Raw genomic sequence first — 18,786 nt, 5'->3', positions numbered from 1 at the left:
GACACCCCCACCCCGCGGGCCAACCCATAGACCCGCCAGGGCTCGGCTCCGCGGGTGTACCGCCCCGCTCCGTGATCAAGGTGAACTGCTATGAGCTAGGAACAGCCCCTCAGCTCTGCGCCGCCAGCTCGCGCGCGCGGTCACGGGCGGCCTCAAGGGCGGCCAGCAGCGCGGCGCGCACGCCGTGGTTCTCCAGCTCGCGGATGGCGTTGATGGTGGTGCCGGCCGGCGACGTCACCGCCTCGCGCAGCTTGACCGGGTGCTCGCCGGACTCGCGCAGCATCACCGCCGAGCCGATGGCGGTCTGCACGATGAGGTCGTGCGCCACCTGGCGGGGCAGGCCGAGCAGGATGCCGGCGTCGGTCATCGCCTCGACCAGGAAGTAGAAGTACGCCGGGCCGGAGCCCGACAGCGCGGTCACCGCGTCCTGCTGCGACTCGGGCACGCGGATCGTGCGGCCCAGTGGCCGGAACATCTCCTCGGCGAGCGAGAGGTGCTCGGCGGTGGCGTGCGAGCCGGCCGAGATGGCCGTCATCGCCTCGTCGACCAGCGCCGGCGTGTTGGTCATCACCCGCACGACCGGGGTGCCCTCGGGCAGGTGCTTGGCGAAGAAGGAGGTCGGCAGGCCGGCGCACAGCGACACGATGAGCTTGCCCTCGGGCATCTTGGGGCCGATGTCGGCGAGCAGGGTGCCGGCGTCCTGCGGCTTCACCGCGACCGTGACGACGTCGGCCTGAAGCAGCGCGGTCTCGTTGTCGACGACCCGGATGCCGTACCGCTGGGTCAGCTCCTCGGCCCGCTCCGGCCGCCGGGCGGTGGCGATGAGCCGGTCGGGGGACCAGCCTGCCCGCAGCAGGCCGGACAGCAGGACCTCGCCGAGCTTGCCGGCGCCGAGGACCGCGATGGTGTGCAACGGGACTCCCCAGGAGCGGCCTGGGGCCGCCGGAGGCGGCCCCAGGGGTACGACATATGGATGGATCAGGAACCGAAGAAGACCTCGGCCTCGGTGTAACGCTCGACCGGGACGGTCTTGAGCTCGCGGGTGGCGTCGGCGAGCGGGACGCGCGCGATGTCGGTGCCGCGCAGCGCGACCATCTTGCCGAAGTCGCCCTCGTTCACGGCGTCGATCGCGTGCAGGCCGAAGCGGGTGGCGAGGACCCGGTCGAACGCGGTCGGCGTGCCGCCGCGCTGGATGTGGCCGAGCACGACGGTGCGGGCCTCCTTGCCGGTCTTGGCCTCCAGCTGCTCGGCGAGCCACTGGCCGATGCCGCCGAGGCGGACGTGGCCGAAGGCGTCGAGCTCCTGGTTGTGCAGCACCATCTGGCCGTCGAGCGGCTGGGCGCCCTCGGCGACGACGACGATCGGGCTGTACTGCGTCTGGAACCGCTTCTCGACGTAACCGGCGACCTGCTCGACGTCGAACTGCCGCTCGGGCAGGAGGATCACGTTGGCGCCACCGGCGAGGCCGGCGTGCAGGGCGATCCAGCCCGCGTGGCGGCCCATGACCTCGACCACGAGGGTGCGGTGGTGCGACTCGGCGGTCGTGTGCAGCCGGTCGATCGCCTCCATGGCGATGTTGACGGCGGTGTCGAAGCCGAACGTGTAGTCGGTCGCCCCGAGGTCGTTGTCGATCGTCTTCGGCACGCCGACGACGTTGACACCCAGGTCGGTCAGCTTGCTGGCGACGCCGAGGGTGTCCTCACCGCCGATCGCGACGAGCGCGTCGATGCCCAGGTCGGCCAGGTTCGACTTGATCTTCTCGACGCCGCCGTCGATCTTGAATGGGTTGGTGCGGGACGACCCGAGGATCGTGCCGCCGCGCGGAAGAATGCCGCGGACCTGGGCGATGCCCAGCTCACGCGTGATGCCCTCGAGGGGACCGCGCCAACCGTCACGGAAGCCCACGAACTCGTGGCCGTAGGTGGAGATCCCCTTGCGGACCACGGCACGGATGACCGCGTTGAGGCCGGGGCAGTCGCCGCCCCCGGTCAGTACGCCGATACGCATGCTTGATCTTGCCTTCCTGGTTGCGTGCTCGACCCGGACGATGGGCATGGTCGAGCCGGAGATACCCGCTGGCGACGCTGCCGATTCACAGCGCACTGTAGTCGCTGCGACCTAAGGCTCAGCAGTCGTCCCCGCGAATGCCGAACTTCTTCGCCGACTCGTGCTCCTGCGTGAGGCGCCGCAGCGAGGCCAGCAGCGAGTCGCCCAGGATCGAAGCGACCACCGCCGCATACAGCATCCCCTCGGCGTCCCGGGCCCGCCCGACGAAGTCGAGATCGTGGCCGGCGACGGTCTCCGCGACGTCGGCGTATTGCTCCAGGAGCACCCCGGCATCGGCCCCGACCTGCGCGAACGCGGCGAGCACCTCGGCCGTGGCCTGCCGGGCGGGCGCCTCCCGGCCGACCAGCCAGCCGCGCTCGCCGACGAGCTTGTCGATGCGCACCCGGGCGGTCCGCACGGCCTCGGGATCAACGGAGTCCTTGCCGCCGACCGCCGAGGGCAGCGCTCGGCCGAGCACCTGATGCACGTCCGGGTCGGGCCGGTCGAGAGCGGCCAGCAGCTGGCGGATGGTGGCGATCGGCAATCGGCCGATGTCCAGCAGGACCCGCACCAGCCGCAGCCGCCGGACGTGACTGTCGTCATATCTGGCCTGGTTCGGACTGGTCAGCTCGCCCGCCGGGAGCAGCCCCTCACGCAGGTAGTACTTGATCGTCGGCACCGGAACGCCGGTCAGCCGGCTCAGTTCCGCGATGCGCATGAGGCTCCTTCCGACCCTGGCATGGATAGCGTACCTTGCCGATAGTAGACAGCACTGCTATCTATTAACCCCTTGGGAGCACCGGCTCATCGGCGTGCCGATCCGGCTGTCCACGGCACGACGAACGCGTGAATACTGAGCCTGCTGGAGCACCATCGGCGGCGACCTGCGCGCCGACCGGGTGCGCCGTCGCCGGCTTCTGCTACGCCGGCCCGACCGTCCTCGTCACCCGGCAGGCGCCGCGCGTCCGGCCGCTGATCCACCCGGACATGCCGACGCTCACCGTCGTGGGCACACTCCCCCCGCCACGGCCCGGCCGGCCGGGGCGTCGCAAAGGCCGCGCCGCACCGCGGCAAGAGCCGCACCGGGCGGCGAAGCACTACGCGAGGGCCGAAGGCACGCTCAGCCGTGCATCACGCGCCAGCGGGCCAGGTTGTGACGGGCGTCCACCAAAGCGTCGTGGCGCCCCTCGGCCACCGGCAGCGGCGGGCGGCCGGCGTCGTCCCACAGCTGGCGCAGATCCTTCGTGAACCGCGGGATCTCGCGCGGCAGCGCCGGCATCGAGCCCCACAGCTGCGCCAGGGCGACGTGGTCATATGCGGCATACCACGCCCACAGCTCCAGCTCGCCCGCCTCCCCGTCGCGCAACGGCTCGGTGAGGAAGTCCAGCAGCTCCTCACGGATCCGCTCGCGCGAGCGCCACGCCTTGTCGGCCGGGGACGGGAGCTTGTCCAGAACGTTGCGGCGCACCCAGGGGACGGCCCGCGAGTCGTCGAACTCGGTCGACACCGCGTAGAACTCGCGCCCACGCTCGTCGACCACGCCGATCGAGACCAGGTCGATCAGCCGGCCGTCCTCGATGAACTCGCAGTCGTAGAAGTACCGATACGCCACCATCGCACCCATCCTGCACCATGGGGCAAACGGTGATCACAGCGAGGCGCGGCGCACCGCGTAGCGCGGCCGGACCGGCGGCTCGAGTCCGGACGTGCGCCGCCCCGGCAACCATTTCCTGACGAATTGGCCGTCGTTGATCTCGGCCCGCATGCGCCGCGTCCTACCGGAATGCACACGCCGGGATTGCACTGCCGGCTTCGCGGCGGCGTCGTATGGACCGGCCGGCGGCCGCGCTACAACGCTGCGCATTATGCGCCGTCACGCTCCGCGGCACCGGACGAGTTGACAAACTCGCGACCGGGCCCGGGTGCTCGCACCACCCAGGGCCCGGCCGCGCCCATGCCATGCCCCCCGCCCCCCAGCGGTTCGCGTGGTGGCATTAGCCTGCCTGCGGACTCATGAGAGCGCTGTCGGTGAGCCGATGCGGGGGATGTACAGACTCCGACACGCACGTCATGATCTGGTAGAAGTTCCGTACTGTCTTCGTGATCACCTAACGTGATCACGAGTCCGATCAACGCTGAACCGGGAGGAGTTTGACCGTGGAGGGTCGACTGCCAGATCCCGGCGACGCACTGACCGGTGTGGAAATGTTCAGTGGTCTGGAGCCCGATGTCCGTCAACGGGTCATCCAGGCGGCGGTGCCACGGACATACCGCAAAGGCCAGCTGCTGTTCGTCGAAAACGATCCGGGCGAGTCGCTCATCGTGCTCAAGCGCGGTGCTGTGATGGTGTTCCGGACCGCACCGACCGGCGAGCGCGCGGTCCTCTCCGTCGTCCGGCCGCCCGACGTGCTCGGTGAGGTCTCGCTGCTCGACGGCGCGGCCCGCTCGGCCTCGGCGGAGGCGATCGAGGACTGCCAGGCGTTGGCGCTGTCCCGGCACGCGTTCATCGAGCTGGTCCACGCCAACCCGCGGATCCTCGACGCGGTCATGCGTTCGCTGGGGCTGCTCATCCGGCGGCTCACCGAGCAGAACGCCGACCACGTCTTCCTCGACCTGCCGGGACGGGTCGCCAAGACGCTGGTCCGCCTGGCCGGCGAGACCACCGCGCCGATGGTCACCATCGAGCTCAACCAGAGCCAGCTCGCCGAGATGGCCGGCGGCTCGCGGCAGAGCGTCAACCAGGCGATCGGGTCGTTCGCCAGCCGCGGCTGGCTGCGCACCGAGGGCCGGCGGATCGTGGTGACCGACCTGAGCGCGCTGCGCCGCCGGGCCGGGATGACCGAGCGCTGATGACCGAACGCTGAGCCTCGCTGCCCATTCAGGCAGGCAGACAGGGAAAACAGGCAGCGAAACAGGACTGGACGGCCGGGGTTCCAGGTGTCATTTCGGACACCTGGTCGCCCCGGCCGCCGACGTGTGAGGATGGATTCTCACAGGGCAAGGGAGTGTCGGCGATTTCCAGTCAGTGCGCACGCTGCGGCCGCCAGGCGGGCGAGGGTGACCGTTTCTGCGGCGGTTGCGGCGCCGAGCTGAGCCCGCCGTGCCCGACCTGTGGGCGCACGCTCGCGCCCGATGCCGTGTTCTGCACCGGCTGCGGCACCCCACGGGCCGGCACGCCCGCGGCGCGCAACCTGATCCGCGCCGAGCGGGGCGCCGGCCGGACCCCGGTGCCGGCGATCCCGGCGGCGCGCAGCGAGGACCGGCGGCGCATCAGCGTGCTGTTCGTGGACCTGATCGACTTCACGCCGTATGTCGAGCGCGCCGACCCAGAGCTCGTCCGCGAGCTGCAGAAGAGCTTCTTCTCCACCGCCCGCGAGGTCATCGGGCAATATGGCGGGGTCGTCGAGAAGTACATCGGCGACGCGGTCATGGCGCTGTTCGGCGCGCCCGTGGCCACCGAGACCGACGCGGTGCGCTGCGTGCGGGCGGGGCTCGAGCTGCAGCGGGTGCTCGCGCGATACGCCAGCACCGGCAAGGGCGAGCGCGAGCTGCGCTTCCGCGTCGGCGTCTCGACCGGTGAGGCCCTCGTGGACGTGGCCGCGGCCCGCGACGGCGGTCAGGCCATCGTCGCCGGCGACGTCGTCAACACCGCGTCCCGGCTGCAGTCACTGGCCCCACCCGGCGGGGTCCTGGTGTGCGGCAGCACCTACGCGCTGACCAAGTCCTCGATCCGCTACGAGGCACAGCCGCCGGCGACGCTGCGCGGGCGCTCCACGCCGACCGAGGTGTGGCTGGCGCTGGCCCCGCTGCGGCGCAACCACCCCGACCGCGAGGCGGGCTCGACCCCGCTGGTCAACCGCACCCACGAGCTGAGTCTGCTCGTCAACGCGCTGCACCGGGGCCTGCGCGAGCGCACCCCGCAGCTGGTCACCGTGCTCGGCCACGCCGGCATCGGCAAGAGCCGGCTGGTGCACGAGCTGTTCCTGCACGCCGAGCGGCTCTTCGACGCGCCAGTGGCGTGGCGGACCGGGCGCTGCCCACCGTTCGGGGAGAACGTCACGTATGCCGCGCTGGCCGACATCGTCAAGGCGCAGGCCGGCATCCTGGACACCGACACCGCCGAGACCACGCGGGAGCGGCTCGACACGGCGCTCGCCACGATCGTCGGGCCCTCGGAGGCCGAGCGGCTCGCCGACGCGCTCAGCCCGCTCGTCGGCCTGCCCGGGCCGAAGCTCGCCCCGGACGAGACCGAGTCGGCGTGGCGGCGCTTCGTGGTGGCGCTCGCCGCCCACCGCCCCACCGTCCTGGTCTTCGAGGACCTGCACTGGGCCGACGAGGCGATGGTCCGGTTCGTGGAGCGACTCGGCGCCTCGGTGCGCGACGTGCCGCTGCTGCTGCTGTGCACCGCGCGCCCGGAGCTGCTGGAGCGCAACCCGAGCTGGGCCGGTGCGGTGGCGGGCGCGGTGTCGATCACGCTGCCGCCGCTGCGCGACACGGAGATCGCCACGATGTACGCCCACCTGCTGGGCGCGGCGACCTTCCCGTCGCAGTCGCTGAGCTCCCTGGTCGAGCTCGCCGACGGCAACCCGCTCTACGCGCTCGAATACACCCGGATGCTCGCCGAGCAGGGCAACCTGCCCACCACCAACGCCTTCGGGCGCAAGTTGCCGATGCCGGACAGCGTGCACGCGGTCATCGCCAACCGGGTCGACCTGCTCGACGCCGCCGACCGGGCCGTGCTGCAGGCCGCCGCGGTCGTCGGCATGAGCTTCTGGCCGGGTGCGGTCGGTGCCGCCATGAGCCGGCCCGCCGACGGCATCGAGCGCTCCCTGCGCCGCCTCGAGCAGCGCGACCTCATCCACGAGCAGGCCGCCTCCACGATGGAGGGCCAGACGGAGTACCGCTTCGGCCACGTCCTGGTCCGCGACGTGTGCTACCAGCGCCTGCCGCGCACCGAGCGGGTCGCGCGCCACGAACTGACCGCCGAGTGGCTGGACAACGTCGCCGCCGACCGCGACACCGACCTGGCGGAGGTGGTCGCCAACCACCGGTTCACGGCGTATGAGATCGCCCGCTCCCTCGGCCTGGACGCCGCGCGCTACAGCGTCCCGGCGCGCGACGCCATGCACCGCGCGGCCCGCCGCACCTATGCGCTGCACGCCCTGGAGGCGGCCGCCGCGCACGCGGGCAAGGCGCTGGCCCTGTGCGACGAGGACACCGACGCGCTGGAGCGGCTGCGCATCGAGCAGCTCGGCACGGAGATCGCCTTCTACGCCAACCCGGAGTCGTTCCTTGGCACCGGGGGCGCCGACCGGCTGGTCGGGCTGGCCGAGCGCCTCTACGCGGCCGGTGACCAGGCTGGCGCGGCGCGCGCCTGGACGGTCCGGGGCCAGGCCGCCTGGCTGCGCGCCGACCGGCTCGACGCGCTGTCCTGCCTCGACCGGGCGGTGGAGCTCTTCGACGAGCTGCCGGACGGGCCGCAGAAGGCCGACGCGTACGCCGAGCTCGGCCGCCTGCACATGCTGAACTTCGAGGTCGAGCCCGCGGTCGCGGCGGCCAGCGCGGCCGCGGAGATCGCCGACCGGCTGGGCCTGATCGAGGTGGCCACCGGTGCGCGGATCACGATCGGCACCGCGCTTTTCCAGGCCGGTGACCGCTCGGGCCTGGTGGAGCTGCAGTCCGCGCTGGAGGTCAGCCGCGAGCGGCGGCTGCTGTCGGAGCATCGGGCGCTGCGCAACGTCTCGTGGGCGCTGCTGGAGGACGGCGACTGGACCGCGTCGGCGGCCCTGCTGAACGACAGCCGCAACGCGGTGCCCGGCAGTCACACGCTCGCGACCGGCTACTCCGACGTCGCGCAGTCGGCCTACTTCACCGGGGACTGGCCGGCGTACGTCGCCGCGGCCGAGGCGGCCATGGCCGAGCCTGGCGCCGAGTGGGACCTGCAGGTCCGCGGGGTGCGCGCCTGGATCCGCACGCTGCGCGGCCAGGCCTTCGACGGCGGCGGGGACGACGTGGAGGACCTCGTCGCCGCCGGCCGGCGCAGCGGCTTCTACCGCCTGCAGTGGGTCGCGCTCGGCCACGGCGCCCTGTGCCGGGCCCTGCAGGGGCGCGACCGCGACGCCGAGACGCTCATCGTGGAGCTGGCCAAGACGTGGCGGGAGGTTCGCGCGATCGCCAGCGGCGAGTGGATCGACGCGACCGCGCACGCGGCCGTGCTCTCCGGCCGGGTGGCGATGATGGCGGTCCGGGACATGCTCGCCGACGTGCCGCACCGCACCCCGTGGGTGGAGGCGGCGCTGCGCACGATCACCGGGGCGATCGCGTTCGTCGACGGCGACCTCGCGCGGGCGGCGGACATGCACCTGGCCGCGGCCGAGATCTACGGCGAGATCCCGAACAACTCGGCGCGCATCCTGTCGGTCGCGTGGGCCGTGCGGGCCCTGGGCCGCAGCGGCGTCGACCGGGTCGAGCCGTGGCAGGCCGAGCTGGTCTCCTTCGCCGAGCAGGCGGGCACGCCGCGCCTGCTCGAGCTGGCGTTCGAGCCGGCGAAGGTCAGGCCGCCACAGGCTGCGACGGGGTCGTAGGCTCCTGGGCGTTCTTGACCTTCTGGGCGTACATGTCGATGTACTCGCGCCCGGAGAGCGTCATGAGCTCATACATGATCTCGTCGGTGACCGCGCGCTCGATGAAGCGGTCCCCCGTCATTCCGGCATATCGGGAGAAGTTGAGCGCGGGGCCAAACCTGATGTGCACCCGCTTGAGGTTCGGCAGCTTCTGACCGATGGGCTGGATCTTGTCCATGTTCATCATGGCGACGGGGACGACGGGCGCCCCGGACTCGAGCGCGAGGCGGGCGACGCCGGTCTTGCCGCGGTACAGCCGGCCGTCGGGCGACCGGGTGCCCTCCGGGTAGATGCCGAAGACGCCGCCCTCCCGCAGGATCTTGAGACCCACATCGAGCGCCGCACGGGCCGCCTTGCCCCCGGAGCGGTCGATGGGGACCTGGCCGGTGCCGGCGAAGAACAGCTTGGTGAGCCAGCCCTTGATCCCCTTTCCGGTGAAATACTCGGCTTTGGCCGGGAAGGTGACGCGACGCTTGACGCTCAGCGGCATGAAAATCGAGTCGGCGAACGAGAGGTGGTTACTGGCGATGATCACCGGGCCCTCGGCCGGGATGTACTGCGCCCCCTCCACCTTCGGGCGGAAGACGAGCTTCAGCAAAGGTCCGAGGACGATGTACTTGAGGAACCAGTAGAGCACCGGCCATCCTTTCGCCAGTCGCGCGACAATCGGTAATGACCGTCGCAATGAGCCTACGAAGCAGTACCGCACACCACAACGCACTCCCGGAACGACGGCCGGGCATGTCAGGATTTCGGTCAGCGGTTTTTTCGCGGCGCGCCGGACGCCGCGATGGCGGCCGCAGGGAGGGGCGAGCTGTGCCAGGGGGTGGGGCGCGGCGCGGCCGGCGGGACAACGGGCTGGTGGCGCGGGAATACGCGGTGGTGGGCGATGTCGACCCGCGGGTCGGCGAGCACCTGCTGGAGATGCTGGCCGCGGGCGGCATCGCGGCATACCTACAGCCCGCCTCCGATCTGCATCCGCTGACCCGCACCACGACGCTGCCCGCCCGGCCGACCGACCGGCTCTACGCCGACCGGGAGCACCTGGCCACCGCGCGGGACTACTTCGCACGGCTCACGTCCGCGCCCGAGCAGCACACCCCGGCCGTCGACACGCCGCAGCCGGCCCCGGTGGAGAGCAAGACCCCGGCCGCTCAGTCCGACGAGGACGCCTTCGCCGCGATCGTGGCCGGTTTCCACACCACCGTCGACCCGGCCACCGTGACGCCGTGGCCCGCCGCCGAGGACCTGGACTCCTCCAGCACCGCCGCGGCGGACATGGACACCGAGCCGGCGCCGCGCGCGCCGCTGCGCCGCCCCTCCGAGGTGGTCGACCGGTCGCTGCTGGACAGCCTTGACACCTTCGGCAACGACCTGCCGGACGACGAGACTGTCGAGGAGGGGTACACCCCGCCTCCCCCGCCGCCGCTGCCGCGGGTCGCGCCGGTCACGATCGCCGCGATCCTGGCACTGGCCGCCGGGCTGGTCCTGCTGTTCTGGCCGGACGTGCTGCCGCTGGGCGCGCAGGCCACGCTGTTCCTGGGCTTCGCGGGCGTGCTCGCCGGCTTCGTGACCCTCGTGCTGCGGCTGCGCCCCGGCGACGAGGAGGACGACGACCCCGACAACGGCGCCCGCGTCTGAGTCCGCCGCGGCCCGGCCAGCCACTTCGATACAGGCCCTACGGCACCTTCTGGAGCCAGTCGGCGATGGCGTCGATCGGCTCCTGCCAGCGGGCATCGAGCATCAGGTCGTGCCCCATCCCGGGGAACAGCAGCGGCGAGCCGCCGTAGCGCCGCGCCACCCACTCCAGCGCCGAGCCGGACACCACCCGGTCATGCGGGCTGCCCACCACGAGCACCGGCGGCGAGCCGACCGGCGCCTCCGGCCGGCGACGGCGGATCAGCTGCCGCTGGGCGCCGGCCGGGACCCGCTGGAGGCGCTGAGCGTACGACTGGGCCTGGTTGCCCGGCAGCGCCCGGCTGAACAGCTGCTCCCGGCGCAGCGACACCCGGCCGCCGATCAGCCCTGGCAGGGTGCCCGCCGGGTTGCCCCCCAGCAGGCCGAACGCGGTGCCGACGCCGCCGAAGACGGGGGCGAGCAGCACGCCCGCCCGCACCGGGTAGCGGGCCATCGCCATCGCCACCACCAGCGCGCCCGCGCCGTGCCCGACGAGCACCGCCTGCCGCGGCAGGGACGCCGCCACCTGGGTGACGTCGTGGACGTAGTCGCGCAGCCGGGCCCGCGGCGCCGGGCCGCTGCCGCCGTGGCCGCGCAGGCTCATCGCGTACGCCGGGAAGCCGCGCTGCGCCGTGTGCTCCAGCCAGTGCTGCGCGAACGCCCACGCGCCGTGGCCGTACCCGGGCACGAACAGCACCGGGGACGCGGTGCCGTCGGTGTCCCCCGAGGGCTGCGCGTCGAGCACCTCACGGCGCACCGGCCGCGGCGGATCGGCCCACTCGTCGGAACGCATCACCCGCGTGGTCAACGGACCGCCTCCAGCTCGTGCAGGGTCTTCTCCAGCTCCCGCAGGTACACGAAGTGGCTCACCTCGAACCAGTGGCGGGTCGAGTCGGTGACCTTCCTGGCAGAGTAGCGGCGGTCGCCCTCGGCCCGCAGCCGCGCCCAGATCGCCTGTGCCCGCTCCGGCGCGGCGTCGAGCACCCGCAGCCACTGCGCGATGAGCACGGTCTGCCAGTGCGACAGCGTGAACAGCGCCGAGTCGGACTGCAGCAGCCCCGCCACCGCGAGCGTCGGGTGCGTGCGGGACAGCATCTGCAGGGCCAGCCGCGGCCGCCCCGCCGAGTCGGTGGACAGCAGCTCCGGGGCGAGGAACTCGAACTTCGGCAGATATCCGGTGGCCAGCACCACGAGGTCGGGGTCGATCACCCGGCCGTCGGCCAGCACCACCTCGTGTGCCTCGAAGTGCTTCACGTCCGGCACGGCGGTGATGTCGCCGTGCCCGAGGTAGTACGGCAGCTGGCTGTTCAGCAGCGGGTGCGTCTCCAGGATGCCGTGCTCCGGCTTCGGCAGCCCGAACCGGGTCAGGTCCCCCACCGTCATGTTGATCGTGCGGTGCAGCAGCCACTGGCGCACCCGCACCGGCAGCCGCATCGCCAGGACCTTGTCGTTGACCTGGTCGGCCGGGCGGCCGAGGGCGAACTTCGGTGCGTACCAGTACCCGCGGCGGGTCGAGTGCCAGCACTTGGCCGCCTGCTGGGCCGCCTCGACGGCGATGTCGCAACCGGAGTTGCCCGCCCCGATGACGAGCACGCGGCGCCCGCGCAGCTGGGCGGCGTCCTTGTACTGGCTGGCGTGGATGACCTTGCCCTGGTACTCCGCCAGGCCCTCGTACTCGGGCATCTTCGGCGACCAGTTGTGCCCGTTGGCGGCGATCACGGCCGCATAGCGCATTGTGCGCGGCGCCCCGCCCCGCGACCCCTTGACCGTCACGTCCCACCGTGGCAGCCGGCCGGCGGTGCCCTCGGCCGGCTCGACCCGGGCCACCTCGGTGCCGAACCAGATGTGCTCCCGCAGCGCGAAGTGGTCCGCGTAGCGTTCGAAGTACGCCAGCATCTGCGAGTGGTGCGGATAGTCCGGCCAGTCGTCGGGCATCGGGAAGTCCGGGAACTGGGTGAAGGGCTTCGACGAGATCAGGTGCGTGCTCGCGTACACCGGGCTGCGGTCGTGCCGCCAGTTCCACCCGCCGCCAACGCCGGTCTCCCGCTCGTAGCAGTCCACGCCGAACCCGGCCTCGCGCAGGTTCTTGATCGCCGTGAGCCCGGTCCCGCCGGCGCCGATGACGCAGACCGTGTCGCCTCGGTCGTACACCGGCTCGCCGTCCCGCCAGTGCGTCGCATTCCCGGCAAGGTCGCCGAACTGGCCTTCAGCACTCACCGCGTCGTCTCCCCACTCCCCGGTGTACCCGGCGCAGATCCTCTCCGCGCAGGCCGCATTTGTCCAGTCGGCCCTGCGCCGGAACCGGCCTGGCTAGGCGTCGAGCTCCAGGTCGGCGACGATCGGGAAGTGGTCGCTCGCGGCGCGGGTCTGCGGGGTGTCGATCACGTCGTACTGCAGGACGGTGAAGCGCCGGTCGACGAAGATCGCGTCCAGGCGATCGCGGGCCGCCGTCGCCGGGAAGGTCGGGCGCTCGTCGGTGCCCGCCGCGTCGGTGAGGCCGTCGGCGATCATGCGCCAGGCGGCGCCGCCGGAGTTCTCGTTCAGGTCGCCGGCGAAGAGCAGTGGCTCGGCCACCTCGTCCATGTACTGCTTGAGCAGGGCCGCCTGGGCCGGGCGCTCGGCCGCGTCGGTGGACAGGTGGGAGCCTGCCGCCACGAACGTGGACCGCCCGACGCGGCACCGCACGAAGGCGGCGCCGCGCATGTGCCGGCCGGGGGTCAACGGGTAGCGCACGTTCCACGCGGTGATCGCGCGCACCCGCAGGTTGGTGAGGATCAGGTTGCCCAGCGCCGGCAGCCCGCCCCCGCCGATGACGAGCTCGAAGCCGCGGGCGAGATCCGCGGACTTCTGCCGCCACCGGAAGCGCCGGGGCGCCTCCTGCAGGATCGCCAGGTCGGGCGCGGCCTCCCGGACGGCCGACGCGAGCGCGCGCCGGTCGTCCTTGAGCCCGTGCAGGTTGTACGAGAGCACCCTGATCTTCGTCATTCGCCAACCCTCATGTGCGTGCCCTCATGTCCGTGCCAGGTCCGCCGCTCCGACGACGCCCGCCAGGTTGCCCATCAGCGCCGGGCGTACCTCCGCCACGGGCAGCCGGCCACGCTTGGCGAGCTGCTCCTCGTAGCTGGCCCGGGCGGGCTTGAGCAGCAGGTCGCCGGCGTCGATCACGCCACCGCCGACCACGATGACCTGCGGGTCGAGCGTCTGCACGAGATCCGCGAACGCGACGCCGAGCCAGTGCCCGATCTGCTCGAAGGCGCCGATCGCGACCGGGTCGCCGAGCCGGGCCGCCTCGGTGACCGCCGGGCCCTTGATCGCGTCCGGGTCGCCGCCGGCCATCCGAAGGAGGCGCTCGGCGGCCTCGGGCCGGGCACGGGCGTCCGCGCGGGCGAAGCGGACCAGCGCGTTGCCGCTGGCGTACTGCTCCAGGCAGCCGTGCCGGCCGCAGCCGCACGGGTGGCCGTCCGGCACCATCGTCGTGTGGCCGAGCTCCCCGGCGACGCCGTGCGCACCGCGGATGAGCCGGCCGCCGATGATGATCCCGCCGCCGATGCCGGTGCCCACGGTGTACAGCACCATCGAGTCGTCGGCGTCGTGCGCCGCGCCGAAGCCGAACTCGGCCCAGGCCGCCACGTTGCCGTCGTTCTCGACGACGACGGGCAGCCCGACGGCCTGCTGGATCTTGTCGCGCAGCGGTTCGTCGCGCCAGGCCAGGTTGGGCGCGAACTGCACGATCGCGCGGGTCTCGTCGACCCATCCGGCTGCGCCGATACCGACGGCCTGCACCTCGTGCGCGGCCGCCAGCTCCTTGATCACCTCGATGATGCGGCCGGCGGTCTCGCCCGGGTCCTGCGCCGGTGTGTCCCGCCGCGTCTGGACGAGCACGTCGCCCGCGGAGTCGACGACACCGCCGAGCACCTTGGTACCGCCGATGTCGACGCCGATGGTCAGCCCCACTGCGGCAAGCTCCTCTCGTATCGGCTTACGCCGTGGCTGGGGTCAATCCGTTGCGACGTCGCTGTCGGTGGTTGACGTTTCCTGGGTGGCCGAATGCCACACGTCCGGCTCCTCGTCGGAGCCGGGGCCTTCGGGGCCTCCACCCGGGGCTTTGAAATGCGGGGCCGCGCGCTCCCCGAACGCCCGCAGCACCGACGCGAGGCCGGCGGCGAGGTCTCCGGCGCCGGTGGCCAGCCGCTCGGCGAGGTCCGGGTCGGGCTCGCGGGCGGCGGCGATCGCCTTGCACAGCGGGCACACGCAGCACTCGGCCGACCCGGTGGCGAAGCCGGCGGTGCTGCGCGCGGCCGTCGACATGGCGGCGAGCGCCGCGGCGACCAGGCGCTCCGCCTCCTCGCGGGGGTCTTTCATGACCCGGCCTCGACCCGGCGCTTGAGCTCCTTGAGCGCATTGTCCATGATCATCTTCTCGGCCTTGCGTTTGAACATGCCAAGCATGCCGATCGCCAGCTCCACGGACAACGAATAGGTAACCGTGGAAGTCCCGTCGGGGTTGGCGGTAATGTCATAGCTGCCGGCCTGCTGCTTCTGCATCTTCGACGGTGCCACGAGGCTCCACTCGATGCGACCCAGGTCTTCGGCGTAGTCATACTGCAACGTGTATTGATCGGACACCGGGCCTGAATCGAGGACGAAGCGGACCTGGCTGGCGTATCCGTCCTCGTATTCCTCGACCACCTCGGCCGACTTCACGGCCGCGACCCATTCCGGGTAACGGGTGAAGTCGGCGATGACCGCGGCGACCCGCTCCGGGGGCGCGTCAATGACGATCGACTGCGTCGAAGTGTCGGCCATGCGTGGCAGGCTACCTCTGTCGCCGAGCCCGCGGAGCGTCGGCTCGCCGCCCGGCGGGCGCTCGCCGGACCCGCCAGCCCTACGGGTAGGTTCCCGATATGGAAACAGAGCCGAAATAAGGAGCCGGACGTGCGCGAGTTCTCCGTCCCCGCCGCGGTCATCATCGCCGAGACAGCCACACTGACCGACCCAGTCTGGGACAACGCCGCCGTCGCCCCCGACGCGGTGCAGTTCCAGCGCCTGGTGGACGGCGCGTGGCAGGACGTCACCTGCGCACAGTTCCTCGACCAGGTCGTGGCGCTGGCCCGGGGCCTGCTGGCGGCCGGCATCGAGCCGGGCGAGCGGGTGGCGTTGATGAGCAAGACCCGCTACGAGTGGACCCTCATCGACTACGCGATCTGGACCTGCGGCGCGGTGAGCGTGCCGATCTACGAGACGTCCAGCCCCGAGCAGGTGGCGTGGATCCTGCAGGACTCCGGCGCGGTGGCCTGCTTCGTGGAGAGCGACGCGCACCGCGACGCCGTGGCGCGGATGTGCGAGCACACTCCGGCGCTCGCGCACGTGTGGCAGATCGACGGCACCTCCGGCGCGGTCGAGAAGCTCGCCGCCGACGGCGCCGGGGTGCCCCGCGAGGACGTGGACCGGCGGCGCACCGCGACGAAGGCGGACGACCTCGCCACGATCATCTACACCAGCGGTACCACCGGCCGTCCCAAAGGCTGCATGATCACGCACCGCAACATGCTCTCGGACATCGTCAACGCCATCCCCGATCTGCGCTCGCTGTTCAACGAGGGCGCCCGCACCCTGCTCTTCCTGCCCCTGGCGCACTCCTTCGCCCGGCTCATCCAGATCGGCGTGGTCCAGGCGCGGGCCACACTCGGGCACACGGCCGACACGAAAAACCTGGCCGACCTGCTGAAAAGCTTCCAGCCGACGTTCGTACTGTCCGTGCCTCGCGTGTTCGAGAAGGTCTACAACACCGCCAAGCAGCGCGCGCAGGCCGACGGCAAGGGGGCGATCTTCGACCGGGCCGAGCGCGTGGCGATCGACTACAGCGCGTCGCCCTCGCCCGGCCTGATCCTCAGGGCGCAGCACGCGCTGTTCGACCGGCTGGTGTACAGCAAGCTCCGCGCCGCGCTCGGCGGGCAGTGCACCCGCGCGATCTCCGGCGGCGCCCCGCTCGGCGAGCGCCTGGCGCACTTCTACCGCGGCATCGGCGTGACCATCTACGAGGGGTACGGGCTGACCGAGACGTCCCCGGCCACCAACGCCAACCGCGACACCGGCGTGCGGATCGGCACCGTCGGCCGGCCGCTGCCCGGCGTCACGATCCGCATCGACGACGACGGCGAGATCCTGGTCCAGGGCGACATCGTGTTCCAGGGGTACTGGAACAACCCCGAGGCCACCGCCGAGGCGATCGACGCCGACGGCTGGTTCCACACCGGCGACCTCGGCGAGCTCGACGACGACGGCTTCCTGCGCATCACCGGCCGCAAGAAGGAGATCATCGTCACCGCCAACGGCAAGAACGTGGCTCCGGCCGTGCTGGAGGACCGGGTCCGGGCACACGCGCTGATCAGCCAGTGCATGGTCATCGGCGACCGGGAGCCGTTCATCGCCGCGCTGGTCACCATCGACCCCGACGCCCTGCCGACCTGGAAGCGCGACAACGGCAAGCCCGAGGACGCCGACATCGAGGACCTCGTCGACGACGAGAAGTTGCGCGCGGAGATCCAGAAGGCGATCGACGAGGCCAACCAGGCGGTTTCGAAGGCCGAGTCGATCAGGGTCTTCCGCATCCTGCCGCGCGACTTCACCGAGGCGACCGGGGAGCTGACCCCGTCCTTGAAGGTGAAGCGGAACGTCGTGATGAAGGAGTACGCGGGCGACATCGCCGCGATCTACAAGCGCTGACGAAGTGAAGGGATCGCTGTTGACGGACCTGCCGGACACGCCCGCGCGCCCCGCGGGCCCCGACGACCGTGCTCCGACCGCCCCGACCCCGGGCACACTCCCGCAGCAGGCCGTGATCGCCGTGCGCGGGCTCATGCTCGCCCTCGCCGCGGTGCTGCTGCTCAGCGACGGCGTGCGCGGCGCCGAGCTGGCCTGGCTCGCGCTGCTGGTCGCCGCCGCGGTCATCGCGACGGCCGCGCCCCCGGGGCACCAGGTGGCCCGGCTGGGCCGCACCGCCGAGGTGCTGGTCACCGCCTTCGCCGCCTCGACGCTCAACGGGGACGCCGGGGCCCTGCTGGTGTACCTCCCGGTGCCGATCGTCGCCGCCGCGCTCTGCGAGGGGCGCCGGATCGCGGGCGCGTACCTGATCGCTTCGGCGGCGCTGCTGGTCGCCGGCGGGGCGGTCGCGGGCCGGCTCGACGAGCGGGAGTACCTGACCGCGGGTTTCCAGTGGCTGGTGATCGCCGGCGTCGCCGCGTTCCAGGCCACGATCCTGCAGCGGATCCTGCTGGCCCGCCGCCCCGACGACGCCCCGCAGCCCTACGCCGAGGCGACCCGGCTGCTCACCCAGTTGCGCAGCGTGGCCCGGCAGCTGCCGGGCGCGACGCTCGACCCGGGCGGGCTCGCCGAGCACCTGCTCGACGAGGTCCGCGCGATGGTCCCCGCCACCCGCGGCGCCGTGCTGTCCGGCAGCGGCGGCGGCCGGCTCGTGGTGCTGGCCCAGGCCGGCGTCGAGCGGCTGGACTGGGAGACCGCGCTGGACACCGAGAGTGCCGTCGCCGACGCCTGGGCAACACAGCAGCCGGTCGTCTCCGGCCGCTCCCAGGCCCGCTCGGTGACCGGCGGGCAGAGCATCTCCTCGATGGTGGTGCCGCTGATCGCCGGCGTGCGCACCGTCGGGCTGATCGTGCTGGAGAGCGACGGCGCCGGGGCGTATCCGCCGTCACTGGTCGTCAAGGTCCAGTCGGTCACCGGCGCGGCCGCGCTGCGCCTGGAGGCCGCGCTGCTCTTCGACGAGGTGCGCTCCCTGGCCACCACAGAGGAGCGGCAGCGGCTGGCCCGCGAGATCCACGACGGCGTCGCCCAGGAGCTCGTCATGGTCGGCTACGGCATCGACAACGCCGTCGCCACGCTGCCCGACGTCGAGGCCGCCGAGGAGGAGCTGCGGGTCCTGCGGGCCGAGGTCACCCGGGTCATCACCGAGCTGCGGCTGTCGCTGTTCGAGCTGCGTAGCGAGGTCGACCGGTATGGCGGGCTGACCGCCGCGATCGCCGACTACGCGCGTACCGTCGGCGCCTCGGCGGGCCTTCGCGTCCACCTGTCGCTCGACGAGTCCACCGCCCGGCTGCCCGCCGCCGTCGAGGCGGAATTGCTGCGCATCGCCCAGGAAGCTATCACGAACGCCCGCAAACATGCCGGCGCGGAGAATCTTTGGGTAACGTGCGCGGTCGATCCACCTTTCGCGCAGGTAGAAATCTCCGACGATGGCAGCGGCATCGGTGAGAACCGCCCTGATGGACGCTATGGTCTTGCGATCATGGCGGAGAGGGCGGAGCGTATCCGGGGCCGGTTGGAGATCACGCCACGTGTGCCGAACGGAACCACAGTGGCGGTTGTGCTCGGAACCGCGCCGCGTGCGCGGTAGCGTGAAGGCACCCAGAGGGAGAGAGCACCGG

At 72.0% G+C, this 18,786-nt stretch carries 15 protein-coding genes and 1 pseudogene; 5 read left to right on the top strand and 11 right to left on the bottom strand.

The window, feature by feature from the left end:
* Positions 1-109 precede the first annotated feature (109 nt).
* The 4 genes from proC to AB0367_RS25365 all read right to left on the bottom strand — a co-directional run bounded on the left by proC (position 110) and on the right by AB0367_RS25365 (position 3,658).
* Positions 110-913, bottom strand: a complete 804-nt coding sequence (gene proC, locus AB0367_RS25380) for a pyrroline-5-carboxylate reductase (RefSeq protein WP_366228898.1) — start codon at positions 911-913, stop codon at positions 110-112.
* 65 nt (positions 914-978) lie between these two features.
* On the bottom strand, positions 979-2,007 hold the full coding sequence (locus AB0367_RS25375; protein WP_366228897.1) for a 6-phosphofructokinase: 1,029 nt from the start codon (positions 2,005-2,007) through the stop codon (positions 979-981).
* Between the two features lie 118 nt (positions 2,008-2,125).
* Complete coding sequence (locus tag AB0367_RS25370; protein ID WP_366228895.1) at positions 2,126-2,764, bottom strand: MerR family transcriptional regulator; 639 nt, start codon at positions 2,762-2,764, stop codon at positions 2,126-2,128.
* A gap of 402 nt (positions 2,765-3,166) precedes the next feature.
* Positions 3,167-3,658: a polyadenylate-specific 3'-exoribonuclease AS gene (locus tag AB0367_RS25365; RefSeq protein WP_366228908.1), complete on the bottom strand. Its 492-nt coding sequence runs from the start codon at positions 3,656-3,658 to the stop codon at positions 3,167-3,169.
* 545 nt (positions 3,659-4,203) lie between these two features.
* Here AB0367_RS25365 and AB0367_RS25360 point away from each other — a divergent pair.
* Positions 4,204-4,896: a Crp/Fnr family transcriptional regulator gene (locus AB0367_RS25360; protein ID WP_350552577.1), complete on the top strand. Its 693-nt coding sequence runs from the start codon at positions 4,204-4,206 to the stop codon at positions 4,894-4,896.
* A 155-nt stretch (positions 4,897-5,051) separates the two neighbouring features.
* Positions 5,052-8,630: an adenylate/guanylate cyclase domain-containing protein gene (locus AB0367_RS25355; protein ID WP_366228894.1), complete on the top strand. Its 3,579-nt coding sequence runs from the start codon at positions 5,052-5,054 to the stop codon at positions 8,628-8,630.
* On the opposite strand, the gene AB0367_RS25350 is transcribed toward AB0367_RS25355, so the two are convergent.
* On the bottom strand, positions 8,599-9,306 hold the full coding sequence (locus AB0367_RS25350; protein WP_366228893.1) for a lysophospholipid acyltransferase family protein: 708 nt from the start codon (positions 9,304-9,306) through the stop codon (positions 8,599-8,601). The two genes, AB0367_RS25355 and AB0367_RS25350, sit on opposite strands and share 32 nt — an antisense overlap.
* Before the next feature lie 179 nt (positions 9,307-9,485).
* On the opposite strand from AB0367_RS25350, the gene AB0367_RS25345 reads away from it, so the two are divergent.
* Complete coding sequence (locus tag AB0367_RS25345; RefSeq protein ID WP_366228892.1) at positions 9,486-10,310, top strand: DUF308 domain-containing protein; 825 nt, start codon at positions 9,486-9,488, stop codon at positions 10,308-10,310.
* A 37-nt stretch (positions 10,311-10,347) separates the two neighbouring features.
* Here the strand turns inward: AB0367_RS25345 and AB0367_RS25340 are convergent, their stop codons facing one another.
* From AB0367_RS25340 to AB0367_RS25315, 6 genes and pseudogenes are all read right to left on the bottom strand, one after another.
* Positions 10,348-11,139 carry an alpha/beta fold hydrolase gene (locus tag AB0367_RS25340; protein ID WP_366228907.1) on the bottom strand — a complete coding sequence of 264 codons (792 nt, stop codon included), beginning with the start codon at positions 11,137-11,139 and terminating at the stop codon, positions 10,348-10,350.
* An 11-nt stretch (positions 11,140-11,150) separates the two neighbouring features.
* Positions 11,151-12,563 carry an NAD(P)-binding domain-containing protein gene (locus tag AB0367_RS25335; protein WP_366228891.1) on the bottom strand — a complete coding sequence of 471 codons (1,413 nt, stop codon included), beginning with the start codon at positions 12,561-12,563 and terminating at the stop codon, positions 11,151-11,153.
* A 93-nt stretch (positions 12,564-12,656) separates the two neighbouring features.
* Positions 12,657-13,331: an endonuclease/exonuclease/phosphatase family protein gene (locus AB0367_RS25330; protein WP_366228890.1), complete on the bottom strand. Its 675-nt coding sequence runs from the start codon at positions 13,329-13,331 to the stop codon at positions 12,657-12,659.
* Between the two features lie 24 nt (positions 13,332-13,355).
* Entirely contained in the window at positions 13,356-14,300 is a 945-nt protein-coding gene (locus AB0367_RS25325) for an ROK family glucokinase (RefSeq protein WP_366228889.1), read from the bottom strand.
* Positions 14,301-14,477: 177 nt separating this feature from the next.
* Positions 14,478-14,708: pseudogene (locus AB0367_RS25320) on the bottom strand (hypothetical protein); the annotation flags it as partial.
* A complete protein-coding gene (locus AB0367_RS25315) occupies positions 14,705-15,151 on the bottom strand; it encodes an SRPBCC family protein (protein ID WP_366228888.1) in 447 nt (148 codons plus the stop codon). The pseudogene AB0367_RS25320 and the gene AB0367_RS25315, both read right to left, overlap by 4 nt.
* A 129-nt stretch (positions 15,152-15,280) precedes the next feature.
* Between AB0367_RS25315 and AB0367_RS25310 the strand changes: the two genes are divergently transcribed.
* Together AB0367_RS25310 and AB0367_RS25305 are read left to right on the top strand one after the other, a co-directional pair.
* Complete coding sequence (locus AB0367_RS25310) at positions 15,281-17,071, top strand: long-chain fatty acid--CoA ligase (protein WP_366228887.1); 1,791 nt, start codon at positions 15,281-15,283, stop codon at positions 17,069-17,071.
* Between the two features lie 133 nt (positions 17,072-17,204).
* On the top strand, positions 17,205-18,755 hold the full coding sequence (locus AB0367_RS25305) for a GAF domain-containing sensor histidine kinase (protein WP_366228905.1): 1,551 nt from the start codon (positions 17,205-17,207) through the stop codon (positions 18,753-18,755).
* Positions 18,756-18,786 lie beyond the last annotated feature (31 nt).

The organism is Dactylosporangium sp. NPDC051484, assembly GCF_040689395.1.
In the GTDB taxonomy this organism is placed as follows: Bacteria; Actinomycetota; Actinomycetes; order Mycobacteriales; family Micromonosporaceae; genus Dactylosporangium.
The sequence above is the reverse complement of the archived record's forward strand: the minus strand, read 5'-3'. Positions and strand labels throughout refer to the sequence as shown.